The organism is Streptomyces sp. NPDC058620, from assembly GCF_042717135.1.
Lineage (GTDB): Bacteria > Actinomycetota > Actinomycetes > Streptomycetales > Streptomycetaceae > Streptomyces.
The window spans coordinates 28,470-42,228 of sequence record NZ_JBHXQO010000018.1 but is presented as its reverse complement, the minus strand read 5'-3'; the positions used below and the strand labels follow the sequence as shown (position 1 = coordinate 42,228).

Genomic DNA, 13,759 nt, shown 5'->3' with positions numbered 1-13,759 from the left:
GTCCGGTGGTCTTCGCGGGGCCGGGGCGGTGCCGTCTCACTTCCCGTCCCGTACCGGCCTGGCGGCCGCCGTCCACAACGGTCTGCGCCGGCGTCTGCCGAACGCGCGCACGGTGGGAACGGCCTCCTTGACCGGCTCCGGAAGTGTCTGGCCGTGCTCCTCGGAGGTGAGCAGGTGGTCGAACGTCCGCCATCCCTCCCACTGGCGTATGTCCGCGTCCACCTGCGGCTTGAGCGGTGCGAACCGGCCGAGTTCGAAGTCCTCGCCGGCCAGGTCGAACCAGCGCTCGCCGAAGACCTCCGTGCCCAGGCCGCCGGCCTTCCCCGTCAGGCGCACGAGGATTCTCACGGACTCGGCGCCCTCCAGGGGCGTGCCCTGGATCTCGGTGATCGGCAGCGTGGGAACGGCCGCTTCGACGGGGACCCACACGGTGAAGGGAGAGCCCCGGTCCATGACGAACCAGTTGCGCTCCTGGGCCGGATTGCCCTGCTGGTCGAGCACGCGCAGGGGCTGCTTGTAGAAGACCGGTGTCCCGTCGTGCGGCGACTTGCGCAGGTACCAGAGGTAGACCCGGGCCGTCAGATCGATGACGGTGAGGTTCTCCATCCGGTTGTAGAACCGCACGGCGATGATGCGTTCCTCGCGGCCCCGGTGCGCCTCGGCGAACTCACGGGCGTCGGCCTGGTGCGCGTAACAGACACTCAGCTTCTTGCGCCAGACGAAGGGCCGCATCGAGAACATCTTGATGAAGACGACGCCCACCATCGTCGCTGGGACGACCGCGCCGATCACCGAAGCCGTGGTGGAGAGGAACTCCTGCGCCGTGTTGCCGTCCTGCGCCTTGATGCTGTCCGTCCCCACGCAGGCGCGCAGCGACTGCAACGTCAGATCGGTCAGCTGTCCGGTGTCGCCCAGTCGCGCGGCCTGGCCGCGCGGGGAGTCGAGGGTGACCGTGAGTCCCACGGCGATCAGGGCCGACAGCAGGACGAGCCCGCCGATCACCAGTCCGACCAGCCCCAGGACCGTGCGCTCCGCGATCCACCAGCGCAGTGACGTCCGGAAGCGGGGGTGTCCCCTTCTACTGATCACCGCTCGAGTCAGCATCATCAAAAGTCCTCCCCCGTATGACACTTGACCTGCTGGGACCAATCCTAGCCGGGTCGCCCACCCCCCTCGGCGGTGTGGCGCAAGTCGGGGCGCCCGCCCTACCGTCAGGTGTGGCAAGCTCAGCGGCGGAGGACGTCGTCAGTGAGGAGACACAAGGTGCTGAATCGTTCACTCAAGGCCCTCGGGCTGGCGACCGTACCGGCGAAGGAGCCGCTCACCTATCCCGGGCGGCCGATCGACGCGCCCTCTCTGCTGGACGACGGTGCCCTGCTGGAGCTGACGGTCAACCAGGGCCCCGTGGAGACCTGGGACGTCCTCACCGAACAGGGCCCGGTCCCGCTCGACGCCCATCTGGCGGCGCGGGGCGCGGCTCCGCTGCGGGAGCGCCACGCCGCGGTGTCGGTCGGCTCCAACGCGTCGCCCGCGCAGCTGAACAACAAGCTGGTGAGCCGCGGGCTGTCGGGCACCGTTCCGATGGTCCCCGTACAGGCCCACGGGCTCGCGATCGGCATGTGCGCGCACATCTACCCCGCCGGGTACGTGGCGACCGCGCCCTACGCCGACAAGCGTTCCGAACTGACCCTGGCCGTCACCTGGCTGGACGACGACCAGCTCAAGGCGGTCGACGAGACCGAGATCCCGTTCTACGAGCGCGTCCTGCTGCCGGGCGACGCCTTCCCCATGCGGCTGCCGCACGGGGAGACGCTCAAGGAGGTGCACCTGTACGCCAGCGCGATGGGCGTGCTGGCGGGCCCGGACGGCTTCCCCCGGCCCGCGCAGGCCGAGCAGGCGGCGCTCCTGGAAGATCTTCTGGCGGCCTCCCCCCGGCTCCGCGCGCTCCTCGGTCCCGATCCGCTGACCTGGGTGGAGCGAGCCGTCAGCCAACCGGAGCTGCGGGAGGAAGGGACCCGGATCTTCCGGGACGAGGGCTGGGTCCTGATGCTGGACGACTTCACCCAGTACGCCATCTCGCACTCCTGAGCGGAGCGGTGTCGTGACGCGCTACACCGCATCGGTCGGCGTATCCGGCTACCGCTTCCCCGACCTGCGGACGGTGCTGGCCAGGGCGAGCCCCGTGCGCTCGGGCGACCAGCTCGCGGGAGTCGCGGCCGGGAGCGACGCGGAGCGGGTGGCCGCCCGGCTCGTCCTGGCGGATCTCCCGCTGCGCGTGTTCCTCGACGAGACGGTCGTGCCGTACGAGACCGATGAGGTGACCCGTCTGATCGTGGACACGCACGACACGGCGGCGTTCGCGCCCGTCGCCCATATGACGGTGGGCGAGTTCCGTGACTGGCTGCTGTCCTACGAGGCCACCCCGGCGGACCTGTCCGCACTGGCGCCCGGCCTCACTCCCGAAATGGCGGCCGCGGTCAGCAAGCTGATGCGCGGTCAGGACTTGATACAGGTGGCCCGGAAGTGCTCGGTGGTCACCCGGTTCCGCAACACCATCGGCCTGCCGGGCCGGATGTCGGTCCGTCTCCAGCCGAACCACCCCACCGACGCGCCCCGCGGGGTGGCCGCCTCTGTCCTCGACGGGCTGCTGTACGGCTGCGGCGACGCGGTGATCGGCATCAACCCCGCGACCGACTCCGTCGCGGCCGCCGTCGAACTGCTGCGGCTGACGGACGACATCAGGCAGCGGTACGCGATCCCCACCCAGACCTGTGTGCTGACGCATGTCACGAACACGATCCGGGCCATCGAACGCGGGGCGCCCGTCGATCTCGTCTTCCAGTCCGTCGCCGGGACCGAGGCGGCGAACAGGGCGTTCGGCATCGACCTCGCGCTCCTCACCGAGGCGCACGCGGCGGGGCGCTCCCTGAACCGGGGCTGCGTGGGCGACAACCTCATGTACTTCGAGACGGGCCAGGGCAGCGCGCTCTCCTCCGACGCCCATCACGGGGTCGACCAGCAGACGCTCGAAGCCCGGGCGTACGGGGTCGCCCGGCACTTCCGCCCGCTGCTGGTGAACACCGTCGTCGGCTTCATCGGCCCCGAATACCTCTACGACGGCAAACAGATCGTCCGGGCCGGACTGGAGGACCACTTCTGCGGGAAGCTGCTCGGCCTGCCGATGGGCTGCGACGTCTGCCACACCAACCACGCCGAAGCCGATCAGGACGACATGGACACTCTGCTGACGCTGCTCGGCGTGGCGGGCTGCACGTTCGTCATGGGGGTGCCGGGCTCGGACGACGTCATGCTCAACTACCAGAGCACGTCCTTCCACGACGCCCTGTACGTCCGGTCGGTCCTGGGCCTGCGTCCCGCCCCGGAGTTCGAGGCGTGGATGGAGCGCATGGGCATGTTCGACGACGAACGCAGGGTCGTGGCACCGGTCGCGCACAGCCCGCTGGCGGCCGGTCTCGACGCGCTGCTGAAGGGAAGCGGATGAGCGAGGAGGCCCGCCCTGACCTGTGGGACCCGCTTCGCCGGTTCACCCCCGCCCGGGTGGGACTCGGTCGCAGCGGCGGCGCGCTCCCGGTCCGCCCTCTGCTGGAGTTCCAGCTGGCCCACGCACAGGCGCGCGACGCCGTCCATCTGCCGGTCGACTTCCGGTCGGTACGGGAAGCGGCGGCCGGGCTGCCGCTCACCGAGGTGCGCAGTTCGGCCCCGGACCGCACCACGTATCTGCGCCGGCCCGATCTGGGCAGGCGGGTGCACCCGGACGATCTCCCGCTGCTCCCGGAGCCCGGTGGCCACGAGCTCGTCCTCGTCGTGGCGGACGGGCTCTCGGCGACGGCGGTCCACCGGCACGCGGCTCCGCTGCTGGCGCAGCTCCGTCCGCGTCTCGCGGCCTTCGGTGACCTCTCCGTCGTCCTGGCGTCGCAGGCACGCGTCGCCATCGGGGACGAGATCGGCGAACGGGTGGGCGCGCGGCTGGTCGTGGTGCTGATCGGTGAGCGGCCCGGCCTCAGCGCGGCCGACAGTCTCGGGGTCTATCTGACGTACGCGCCCCGCGTCGGCCGCCGGGACTCCGAGCGCAACTGCCTCTCCAACATCCATCCGCCCAACGGTCTCGGTTACGAGGCCGCCGCGCGTGCGCTCGCCTCGCTGATGACGCGGTCGCTGCGGCTGGGCCTGTCGGGAGTGGCGCTTCGGGAAGAGGACGAGCCGCCGGCCGTCGGGCCTGCGCCGTGAGCCGGTGCGGGGAGCCGGGGCCCGCTGGACCGCCTCGGCCCGCACGACCGCCTCGGCCCGCACGGCGTCGCTGAGCCCATGTCAGGGCTTGCCGCCGGTCAGGACTCGCGGCCCGTCAGCGAGAGCAGGTCGCGGGCCGGGCCTGTCGGGCGGTGGCCGGTGGGCCAGACGGCGCGGAGCTGGCGCCGGAGCCGTACCCCCGCGATGGGGATCTTGACGAGGCGGCGGGCCGACAGTTCCTCACCGAGCGCGAGTTCGCTCAGGACGCAGGGGCCGGCGCCGCTCTCCGCCGCGCCCTTCACCGCCGTGGTCGAGGAGAGTTCCAGGAGCGGCCGCGCGAGACCTCCGTGGAAGGCGAGCGCGGCGTCCAGGACCTGGCGGGTGCCGGACCCGTACTCGCGCAGGATGAGCGGGGTCGCGGCCAGTTCGGCGGGGGTCAGGGGGGTGCGGCGGCGGGCCCAGGCGTGGCTCGGGGCGACCACGACGACGAGCCGGTCGTGCGCGATGACCGTGCCGTCGAGACCTTCCGGTATCGAAAGGCCCTCCACGAAGCCCAGGTCGGCTTCGCCGCCGAGCAGGCGCTGGGCGACCGCCGCGGAGTTCCCCGCGAGCAGCGACACCGCCGTGCCGGGCCGTTCGGCGCGCAGTGCGATCAGCCAGCCCGGCAGCAGATACTCGGCGATGGTCATGCTGGCCGCGACCCGCAGCCGGGAGTCGCGCCGGTCGCGCAGCGCCTGCGCGCCCGCGTCGAACGCCTCCGCCGCTTCGACGATCCGGCGGGCCCAGTCCGTGACGAGCGCTCCCGCGTCGGTCAGCCGGGAGCCGCGGGGCGAGCGGTCCAGGAGCGCGACACCGAGCTGGCGCTCCATCGAGCGGACGCGGCTGGAAGCGGCGGGCTGGGTGATGCCGACGTCGCGCGCCGCGCGCCCGAGGCTGCCGTGGCGGGCGACGGCGAGCAGCAGCTCCAGCGCGCCCAGGTCGGGAACCCGGTGGGACAGGAGGGTGTGCTGATCGCTGGACATAAAGGAAGCTTATGACCTCATAGGGCAGGGCTCCCTGGTGGGGGACGCCGTACGCCACCAGGATCGTGTCATGGCCATCTATCCGCAGACCCAGTCCCGCGCCGGCGCGTACCGCCCGGCCGCCCTCCGGCTCCCGGCGCTGCGGTACATCGGCCCCAACTGGTACGCGACCGTCATGGGCACCGCGATCGTGGCGAGTGCGGGGGTGGCCCTGCCCGGCGGGCTCGGCTGGCTGCGGGCTGCCTGCACGGTCGTGTGGGCGCTCTCGGCGGTCCTGCTGGCCGTCGTCCTCGCGGCCCGCGCCGGCCACTGGCTGCTCCACCGCGACCAGGCGCGCACGCACCTCCTGGACCCGGCGGTCGCCCCGTTCTACGGCTGTCTGTCCATGGCGCTGCTCGCGGTCGGCGGAGCCACGATGGTGGTCGGCCGGGATGTGATCGGGCACGACGCCGCGGTCGCCGTGGACACGGTTCTGTTCGCGCTCGGCACCGTGACCGGGCTCGCCACCGCGGTCGTGATCCCGTATCTGATGGTCGTACGCCACCGTCCCGCCCCCGGTACGGCCTCGCCGGTCTGGCTGCTGCCGCTGGTGGCGCCCATGGTCTCCGCCGCGCTCGGCCCGCTGCTGGTGCCCGAGCTGCCCGCCGGGCAGTGGCGGGAGACGCTGCTGCTGGCCTGTTACGCGATGTTCGGGCTGTCCCTGCTGGCGACGCTGGTGGTGCTGCCGCTGGTCTTCGGCCGGCTGGTGCACCACGGGCCCCTGCCCCTGGCCCTGACCCCCACGCTGTTCCTGGTGCTCGGTCCGCTGGGGCAGTCGACGACCGCGGTGAATCAGCTGGCCGATGCGGCGCCCGGGGCGGTCGGCGCCCCGTACGCCTCCGCCTTCGCCGCGTTCGCCGTGCTGTACGGGGTGCCCGTGATGGGGTTCGCGCTGCTGTGGCTGGCGCTGGCCGCTGCCATGGTCGTACGGGCGGCGCGGGGCGGGATGACGTTCACGATGACCTGGTGGGGCTTCACCTTCCCGGTCGGTACGTGTGTCACCGGCGCCGCCGGGCTGGCCGGGCACACCGGGCTCACGGCCTTCACCTGGCTGGCCGTCACTCTGTACGTGTTCCTGGTGGCGGCCTGGTCGGTGGCCGCTGTGCGGACGCTGCGGGGGCTGGCCGGCGGAGCGCTGCTCGCAGCGCCGCGGGCGCCGCTGCCAGTGATGGCCCGTACCACGTGAGGAAACGCCCGTCGACGAGTGCGGCGGGCAGTCCGGGAAAGGCTTCGGGGCCGTCGTCCGCGGTGAAGCGGTAGGGCTCGTCGGGCAGCACGACGAGGTCCGCGCCGGCTCCCCGGAGCTCGTCGAGAGGGATGCGCGGATAGCGCTCCGGGTGGTCCGCGTAGACGTTGCGCACGCCGAGACGGGCCAGCAGATCACCGGCGAAGGTGTCGCGGCCCAGCACCATCCAGGGCCGGCGCCAGACCGGCACGATCGCGGAGCGCGGTGGCGGGGGCTGCGGGAGCGCCGCCCAGGCCGCCTCGGCCTCGTCCAGCCAGCGGGGGCCGGCGAGGCCGCAGCCGGTGACCAGGACCCGTCGCAGCTCCTGGAACGCCTGGTCGAGGGTGCGGATGCCGGTGGTCATGACGTCGAGCCCGGCTGCGCGCAGAGCGGCCAGGTCCGCGGGCCGGTTCTCCTCCTCGTTGGCGAGGACGAGGTCGGGGCGCAGCGCGGCGATCGCCGCCACGTCCGGATTCTTCGTGCCGCCGACGCGCGCGGCGGTGAGACCGGCGGGGTGGGTGCACCAGTCGGTGACACCCACCAGCATTCCGGGTGCGGTGACGGCGACGGCTTCGCTGAGCGAGGGGACGAGGGAGACGACGCGCACGCGCGATCAGCGCCCTTCAGCGGCGGGGGTCGAAGGTGGCGTCGATGTGTTCGGCCACCGCGACGACGAGCAGCCGGGTGCCGGGCACGGTCGCGCGCCAGCGGTGGCGCACGCCACCGGAGAGGAACAGTGTGTCGCCGCGGTCCAGCCGGTACGCCTGCCCCTCGGCCTCCACCTCGGCGGCGCCCTCCACGACGTACATCACCTCGTCGTTGCGGTGCTGGAACTCGCGGCCGAGGTCCTGCTCGCCGGTGAACTCCAGGGCGCTGAGCTGATGACGGCCGCGCACCACTCTGCGTACCCCGTCGCCCTCGCCGGCCCGTACGACGTCGACGGCGCGCGCCGAGTCTGCGGCGGCGCGCAGCCTGGCGGGCGTGGTTTCCAGGGCTTCCGCGACGCGGTCCAGGGACTTGGCGCTCGGCCGGGCCCGTTCGTTCTCGATCTGGCTGAGAAAGGGCACGGACAGCCCACTGCGCGCGGCGACCGCGGACAGCGTGAGCCCGAGGTTCCTGCGCCGTCGGCGGACCGCGGCACCTACCCGCGGTGTGTCCTTGTCGTCCATGTCCGGCTCCCTCCCGCCTGGCCATCCTCCCGGCTGCCAGCACCCTACGCATGTCGTTCGCGGTATGGCGCCGAAGCGAATGGAGGAAAGCTACCGGGGAGTGACCGGGAGTACACCGAAGGGGACGACCCCGGTGCGATACCGGGGCCGTCCCTTCCGAGTCTGCGCGGTGTCTCAGCTGCCGACGGGGGCCAGCTTGTCGATCACATCCGGGTTGGCATCCATCCAGCGACGGGCGGATTCCTTCTCCTTGCCGGCGCCGCCCTTCTGGATCTCCACCTCGAGCGAGGCGAGCTGGGCCTCACTGAGCTCGAAATCCTTGAGCCAGCCGGTCAGCTCGGGGAAGTCCTTGGGGAAGTCCTTCTTGGCGACCGTGTGGATCTGCTCGCCCTCGCCCCAGGCACCCTTGGGGTCCTTGAGCTTCTTGAGGTCGTGCTTGCCGTAGGCCCAGTGCGGCGACCACAGGGTCACCACGACGGGCTCCTTCTTCTTGATCGACCGGTTGAGCTCGGCCAGCATCGAGGAGGTGCTGGAGGACACGACCTCGTACTCGCCCTCCAGGCCGTACTCCTTCAGGACCTTCTCGTTCAGCGTGCCCATCATCCCGGCGCTCGACTCGATGCCGATGATCTTGCCGTTGAACTTCTTGCCCTGACCCTTGAGGTCATCGAGCGAGTCGATGCCCTTCACGTACGAGGGAACGGAGAGTTCCAGCGAGGTCGGCCCGTACCAGGAACCGAGGTCGGTGAGGTCGTCCTTGTAACGGTCCCAGTAGTCCTTGTGCGTGGTCGGCAGCCAGGAGTCGAACTGGACGTCCATCTGCCCCTGCGCGAGACCGGTGTACAGCGGGCCCGGGTCGAGCTGCTTGACCGTCGTGCTGTACCCGCGGTCCTCCAGCATGTTCTGCCAGAGGTACGTGCTGGCGATGGCCTCGTCCCAGGGGAAGTAGCCCAGGTTGACGGTCTTGCCCGCGTCCTTGCCCTGCGCCGTGCCGCCGGCACCGGCCGGGAGCGGGGCGAGCTTGTCGACGAGACCCGGGTTCTTCTTGAGCCAGGCGCGGACGCCGTCCTGCTCCTTGCCCTGGCCGGCCGCCTGGATCTCGTTCTCCAGGCTGGTGAGCTGCTCCTCGGTGAGCTTGAACTTCTTCAGCCAGTCGGCGACGGCGGGAGCCTTCTTGGCGAAGCCCTTGTGCGCGACGGTGTGGACGTCCTCGCCCTTGCCCCAGGCGCCCTTGGGGTCCTTGAGCTTCTTCAGGTCGTGCTTGCCGTAGGCCCAGTGCGGCGACCACAGGGTCACCACGACGGGCTCCTTCTTCTTGATGGAGGCGTTCAGCTCGGCCAGCATCGAGGAGGTGCTGGAGGAGACGACCTTGTACTCGCCCTCCAGGCCGTACTCCTTCAGGACCTTCTCGTTCAGCGTGCCCATCATCCCGGCACTGGCCTCGATGCCGATGATCTTGCCGTTGAACTTCTTGCCCTGACCCTTGAGGTCGTCCAGGGAGTCGATGCCCTTCACGTACGAGGGGACGGTCAGCTCCAGCGAGGTCGGCCCGTACCAGGAACCGAGGTCGTCCAGCTTGTCGCTGTACTTGTCCCAGTAGTCCTTGTGCGTGGTCGGCAGCCAGGAGTCCGTCTGGAAGTCGATGTCCCCGCGGGCGACACCCGAGTAGAGCGGACCGGCGTCGAGCTGCTTGATGTCCGTCGTGTAGCCGCGCTGTTCCAGGAGTTCCTTCCAGAGGAAGGTGGAGGCGATGCCCTCGTCCCAGGGGATGTAGCCCAGGTTGATCTTCTGGCCCTGGCCGACGTTCGTACCGTCGGCCTGAGCGCCCTTGTCCTTGCCACTGCCGGCGAAGTTCAGGCCGCCGGCGACCAGCGCCAGGACGACCACACCGACCATCGCGACGGCGGTGCCCGGCTTGTAGTGCGTGAACTTGAGGCGGCGCGCACCGGCGGCGGCCTTGGCGGCGGCCCTGCGGCCGAGCGGGGAGACCCGCTCGTTGAGCGCTCCGGTCATCCGGTCCAGGTACATGGCGAGGATGACGACGGCGATACCGCTCTCGGCGGCCAGGCCGACCTGGAGCTGGGTGATCGCGGCGTACACCTTCTCGCCGAGACCGCCGGCGCCGGCCATACCGCCGATGACGACCATCGACAGCGCCAGCATGATGACCTGGTTGATACCGGCCATGATCGTCGGCAGGGCGAGCGGCAGCTGCACCCGGGTCAGGGTGTCGCGCGGCGTGGTGCCGAACGCCTCGGCCGCCTCGACGAGTTCGCCGTCCACCTGACGGATGCCGAGCTCGGTCATGCGTACGCCGGGCGGCATCGCGAACACGATGGTGGCGATCACACCGGGGGTGACGCCGACGCCGAAGAACATGACGCCGGGGATCAGGTAGACGAAGGCCGGCATCGTCTGCATGACGTCGAGCACCGGTCGCAGGGTGGCGCTGACCTTGTTGTTGCGCGCGGCCCAGATACCCATGGGAACCGCGATCACGATGGTGATGACGGCTGCCACGAAGACCAGCGACAGCGTCGCCATCGCCTCGTCCCAGAGGGCGAGGGAGTCGATCAGGGCGAAGCCCACGAAGGTGAGCGCGGCGGGCACCACCCCGCGCAGCCAGAACGCCAGTACGGCGAAGATGCCCGCCATGAGCAGCGGTTCACCGCCGCTGAGTACCGCGTTGACGCCGTCGTACATGCCGCCGAGTACGGCCTTGATGGCGTCGAAGATCCAGGTGAGGTTCGACTGGAGCCAGTCGACCGCGCTCTCGACCCATTCGCCGAAGGTGAACCTAGGCACCGGCGGTCACCTTCTTGACGTCTCGCGGAGCGGGGAGCACCGTCTCGATCTGCGGTTCCTCGCCGAGGGCGGCGAGCAGCCGGTTGCGGGGTACGACGCCGATGACGTCGCCCTCAGCGTCGGTGACGGCGACGGCGACGCCACTCGTGGAACACGGGGTGAAGAGCTCGGCGATCGGCGTCTCGGCGGACACCGTCGCGGGCGCGTCGGCCAGCAGCTCGGCGTCTGAGCGGCCCTGCTCGGGCTGCTCCATGATCGAACCGGCGGTGAGCACGCGCGAGCGGTCGACGTCCTGGATGAACGAGGCGACGTAGTCGTTGGCGGGACGGACGAGGATGTCCTCGGCGGTGCCCTGCTGAACGATCTTCCCGTCGCGCATCACGGCGATACGGTCACCGAGGCGCATGGCCTCGTTGAGGTCGTGGGTGATGAAGACGATGGTCTTCTTGAGCCGCTTCTGCAGTTCGAGGAGCTGGCTCTGCATGTCGCGGCGGATCAGCGGGTCCAGCGCACTGAAGGACTCGTCCATCAGCAGCAGGTCCGCGTCCGTGGCGAGCGCGCGGGCGAGGCCGACGCGCTGCTGCATACCGCCGGACAGCTCGTCGGGCCAGGACTTCTCCCAGCCGGCGAGGCCGGTCATCTCCAGCGCCTCGGCGGCGCGCTTCTCACGCTCTGCGCGCGGCACACCCTGTACTTCGAGGCCGTACGCGGCGTTCTCCAGGACGCTCCTGTGCGGGAAGAGCGCGAAGTGCTGGAAGACCATACTGATCTTGGTGGAGCGGACCTTGCGCAGCTCCCGGGGACTCAGGGCGGTCAGGTCCTGACCGTCGAACAGCACACGTCCGGCTGTGGGGTCGAGCAGTCCGTTGAGCATCCGCAGCAACGTGGACTTGCCGGACCCGGACAGACCCATCACGACAAAGATCTGGCCCGGTTCCACGGTGAACGATGCGTCGATCACCGCTGCGGTCGTTCCGTCGGCGCGCAACTCGTCGCGGTCGGTGCCGCTTTCGAGCTTCTGCACGGCTTGATCGGGTCGTCTGCCGAACACCTTGTACAGGTGCTCAGCTTGCAGCCTTGACACATACACCTCACGCGTTGAACCGAAAACGGTCCGCCACCCCCGCCGGCAGACCGTGGAGCGGTGCGGATTCGGTCCGCACTGCACGCGCACTGGTTGAAAATGCGACGTGGTCCGCTCCGGTGGCGCGCCTGCCCGCACTTACGCAACCCAAACACGAGAGTGACCCAGTTCACTTTTAATCCCGGTTCACCCGGGAACCGCACAGCACCGGCAGATCACCGCGCGGGCCGGCCGCGCGGGCCACCGGAAGCACCGCGCGCATCCGCGGCGCGCGCATGCGTCTCAGCGGCGCACGGCATACGCGTCAGTGGTGTGCGGCACGCGTGTCAGTGGTGTGCGGCATCATCGGGGTGTGACGCGACGCCTGATGCTCCTCGACACCGCCTCCCTCTACTACCGCGCCTATTTCGGCGTTCCGGACTCGGTGCGCGCACCGGACGGCACACCGGTCAACGCCGTGCGCGGACTGCTCGACTTCATCGGACGGCTGGTGCAGGACCACCGGCCCGACGATCTGGTCGCCTGCATGGACGCCGACTGGCGACCGCACTGGCGCGTCGAGCTGATCCCCACCTACAAGGCGCACCGCGTGGCGGTGGAGACACCCGCGGGCGTGGCCGACGAGGAGGACACCCCCGACACCCTGGCCCCACAGGTCCCGATCATCGAGGATGTCCTCGATGCCCTCGGGATCGCCCGGGTCGGCGTCACTCCGTACGAGGCGGACGACGTGATCGGCACGCTCACGGGCCTGGCGACGGGCCCCGTGGACATCGTCACGGGCGACCGGGACCTCTATCAGCTGGTCGACGACGCCCGCGAGGTGCGGGTGCTCTACCCGCTGAAGGGCGTCGGCTCGCTCCAGGTGACCGACGAGGCGTGGCTGCGCGAGAAGTACGGGGTCGACGGCTCCGGCTATGTCGACCTGGCCCTGCTGCGGGGTGACCCGAGCGACGGCCTGCCGGGCGTCCCCGGTATCGGCGAGAAGACGGCCGCGAAACTGCTCGACACCTTCGGCGACCTGGCCGGGATCATGGCCGCGGTCGACGACCCCGCCGCCCGGCTGACCCCCTCGCAGCGCAAGCGTCTGTACGAGGCGCGGGATTACGTGGCGGTCGCGCCGAAGGTCGTACGGGTCGCCGCCGACGTACCCCTGCCCCCGTTCGATCCGGCGCTGCCGCGCGAGCCGCGCGACCCGGCGGCCCTCGAAGCGCTCGCGGAGCAGTGGGGCCTGGGCGGTGCCCTGATGCGCCTGCTCTCCACACTCCGGAGCTGAGATGCTAACTTAGGTAAGCCTAAGTACTCGGATACAGGGAGACCCTCGTGGCAGAACGACCGGCACGCCAGGCACCGAAGGCACGGGGAGCCCAGGTACTGCGCACCGAGCAGATCACTCCGCACATGGTGCGGGTGGTCCTCGGCGGTGACGGTCTCGCCGATTTCGCGCTCTCCGGGTTCACCGACCACTACATCAAGCTGTGCTTCGCGCCCGAGGGCGCGGACTACGCGCACCCCTTCGACATGGCCGCGATTCGCGAGGAGTTCCCCCGCGAGCTGTGGCCGACCACCCGCACCTACACGGTGCGCGCCTGGGACCCGGTCGCCCGGGAGATGACGGTCGACTTCGTGGTGCACGGCGACGAGGGCCTCGCGGGTCCGTGGGCGATGCGCGCGGCCCCCGGCGACCAGGTGACCTTCCTGGGCCCCGGCGGGGGCTACGGTCCGGACGCGTCGGCGGACTGGCACCTCCTGGCCGGTGACGAGAGCGCCCTGCCGGCGATCGCCGCCACTTTGGAGCAGATGCCGGCGGGCGCGGTGGTCCACGCCTTCGTCGAGGTGCAGGACGCCTCGGAGGAGCAGAAGATCGTCACGGCCGACGGCGTCGCCATCACCTGGCTGCACCGCGGCGACCGTCCGGTCGGCGAGGCTCTGACGGCTGCGGTGAAGGCCCTGGACTTCCCCGCGGGCGAGGTTCAGGCGTTCGTGCACGGCGAGGCCGGGTTTGTGAAGGAGATCCGCCGCCATCTGCGTCTGGAGCGGCAGATCCCGCTCTCGCGGCTGTCGATCTCCGGTTACTGGCGCGCGGGCCAGAACGACGACGCCTGGCGCGCGGTCAAGCGCGAGTGGAACGAGCAGGTGGAGCGCGAGCAGGAGAGCGCCGCGTAAC

The 13,759-nt window shown here is 70.6% G+C and carries 11 protein-coding genes and 1 pseudogene; 6 read left to right on the top strand and 6 right to left on the bottom strand.

Features of this window, described 5'->3' with window-relative positions:
• Positions 1 to 36: 36 nt before the first annotated feature.
• Positions 37 to 1,107: a hypothetical protein gene (locus ACFWSK_RS19000; protein WP_383787302.1), complete on the bottom strand. Its 1,071-nt coding sequence runs from the start codon at positions 1,105 to 1,107 to the stop codon at positions 37 to 39.
• A 156-nt stretch (positions 1,108 to 1,263) separates the two neighbouring features.
• Between ACFWSK_RS19000 and ACFWSK_RS18995 the strand changes: the two genes are divergently transcribed.
• The 3 genes from ACFWSK_RS18995 to eutC are packed head-to-tail and all read left to right on the top strand — an operon-like array spanning position 1,264 to position 4,248.
• Positions 1,264 to 2,088 carry a hypothetical protein gene (locus ACFWSK_RS18995; protein WP_383787299.1) on the top strand — a complete coding sequence of 275 codons (825 nt, stop codon included), beginning with the start codon at positions 1,264 to 1,266 and terminating at the stop codon, positions 2,086 to 2,088.
• A gap of 13 nt (positions 2,089 to 2,101) precedes the next feature.
• Positions 2,102 to 3,502: an ethanolamine ammonia-lyase subunit EutB gene (locus ACFWSK_RS18990; RefSeq protein WP_383787296.1), complete on the top strand. Its 1,401-nt coding sequence runs from the start codon at positions 2,102 to 2,104 to the stop codon at positions 3,500 to 3,502.
• A complete protein-coding gene (gene eutC, locus ACFWSK_RS18985; RefSeq protein ID WP_383787294.1) occupies positions 3,499 to 4,248 on the top strand; it encodes an ethanolamine ammonia-lyase subunit EutC in 750 nt (249 codons plus the stop codon). Before ACFWSK_RS18990 ends, eutC begins: the two co-directional genes overlap by 4 nt.
• A 98-nt stretch (positions 4,249 to 4,346) precedes the next feature.
• On the opposite strand, the gene ACFWSK_RS18980 is transcribed toward eutC, so the two are convergent.
• The gene (locus tag ACFWSK_RS18980; protein WP_383787291.1) at positions 4,347 to 5,270 is read right to left on the bottom strand and encodes a LysR family transcriptional regulator; all 924 of its coding nucleotides are present in this window, start codon (positions 5,268 to 5,270) and stop codon (positions 4,347 to 4,349) included.
• A 70-nt stretch (positions 5,271 to 5,340) separates the two neighbouring features.
• Here ACFWSK_RS18980 and ACFWSK_RS18975 point away from each other — a divergent pair.
• Positions 5,341 to 6,363: pseudogene (locus ACFWSK_RS18975) on the top strand (TDT family transporter); the annotation flags it as partial.
• A gap of 4 nt (positions 6,364 to 6,367) precedes the next feature.
• Here ACFWSK_RS18975 and ACFWSK_RS18970 read toward each other — a convergent pair.
• The 4 genes from ACFWSK_RS18970 to ACFWSK_RS18955 form a co-directional block, all read right to left on the bottom strand.
• Positions 6,368 to 7,141, bottom strand: a complete 774-nt coding sequence (locus tag ACFWSK_RS18970; protein ID WP_383787288.1) for a helical backbone metal receptor — start codon at positions 7,139 to 7,141, stop codon at positions 6,368 to 6,370.
• Between the two features lie 16 nt (positions 7,142 to 7,157).
• Positions 7,158 to 7,703 (bottom strand): helix-turn-helix domain-containing protein, encoded by a 546-nt coding sequence (locus ACFWSK_RS18965; protein ID WP_383787285.1) that lies wholly within the window; start codon positions 7,701 to 7,703, stop codon positions 7,158 to 7,160.
• A gap of 174 nt (positions 7,704 to 7,877) precedes the next feature.
• Positions 7,878 to 10,508, bottom strand: coding sequence for an ABC transporter permease/substrate binding protein (locus ACFWSK_RS18960; protein WP_383787283.1), 2,631 nt, complete (start codon positions 10,506 to 10,508; stop codon positions 7,878 to 7,880).
• A complete protein-coding gene (locus tag ACFWSK_RS18955; protein WP_383787280.1) occupies positions 10,501 to 11,592 on the bottom strand; it encodes a glycine betaine/L-proline ABC transporter ATP-binding protein in 1,092 nt (363 codons plus the stop codon). The genes ACFWSK_RS18960 and ACFWSK_RS18955 overlap by 8 nt, the downstream gene beginning before the upstream one ends.
• Before the next feature lie 367 nt (positions 11,593 to 11,959).
• On the opposite strand from ACFWSK_RS18955, the gene ACFWSK_RS18950 reads away from it, so the two are divergent.
• Together ACFWSK_RS18950 and ACFWSK_RS18945 are read left to right on the top strand one after the other, a co-directional pair.
• Positions 11,960 to 12,868 (top strand): 5'-3' exonuclease H3TH domain-containing protein, encoded by a 909-nt coding sequence (locus tag ACFWSK_RS18950; RefSeq protein ID WP_383787478.1) that lies wholly within the window; start codon positions 11,960 to 11,962, stop codon positions 12,866 to 12,868.
• 47 nt (positions 12,869 to 12,915) lie between these two features.
• Positions 12,916 to 13,758 carry a siderophore-interacting protein gene (locus ACFWSK_RS18945; protein WP_383787279.1) on the top strand — a complete coding sequence of 281 codons (843 nt, stop codon included), beginning with the start codon at positions 12,916 to 12,918 and terminating at the stop codon, positions 13,756 to 13,758.
• Position 13,759: the final 1 nt, after the last annotated feature.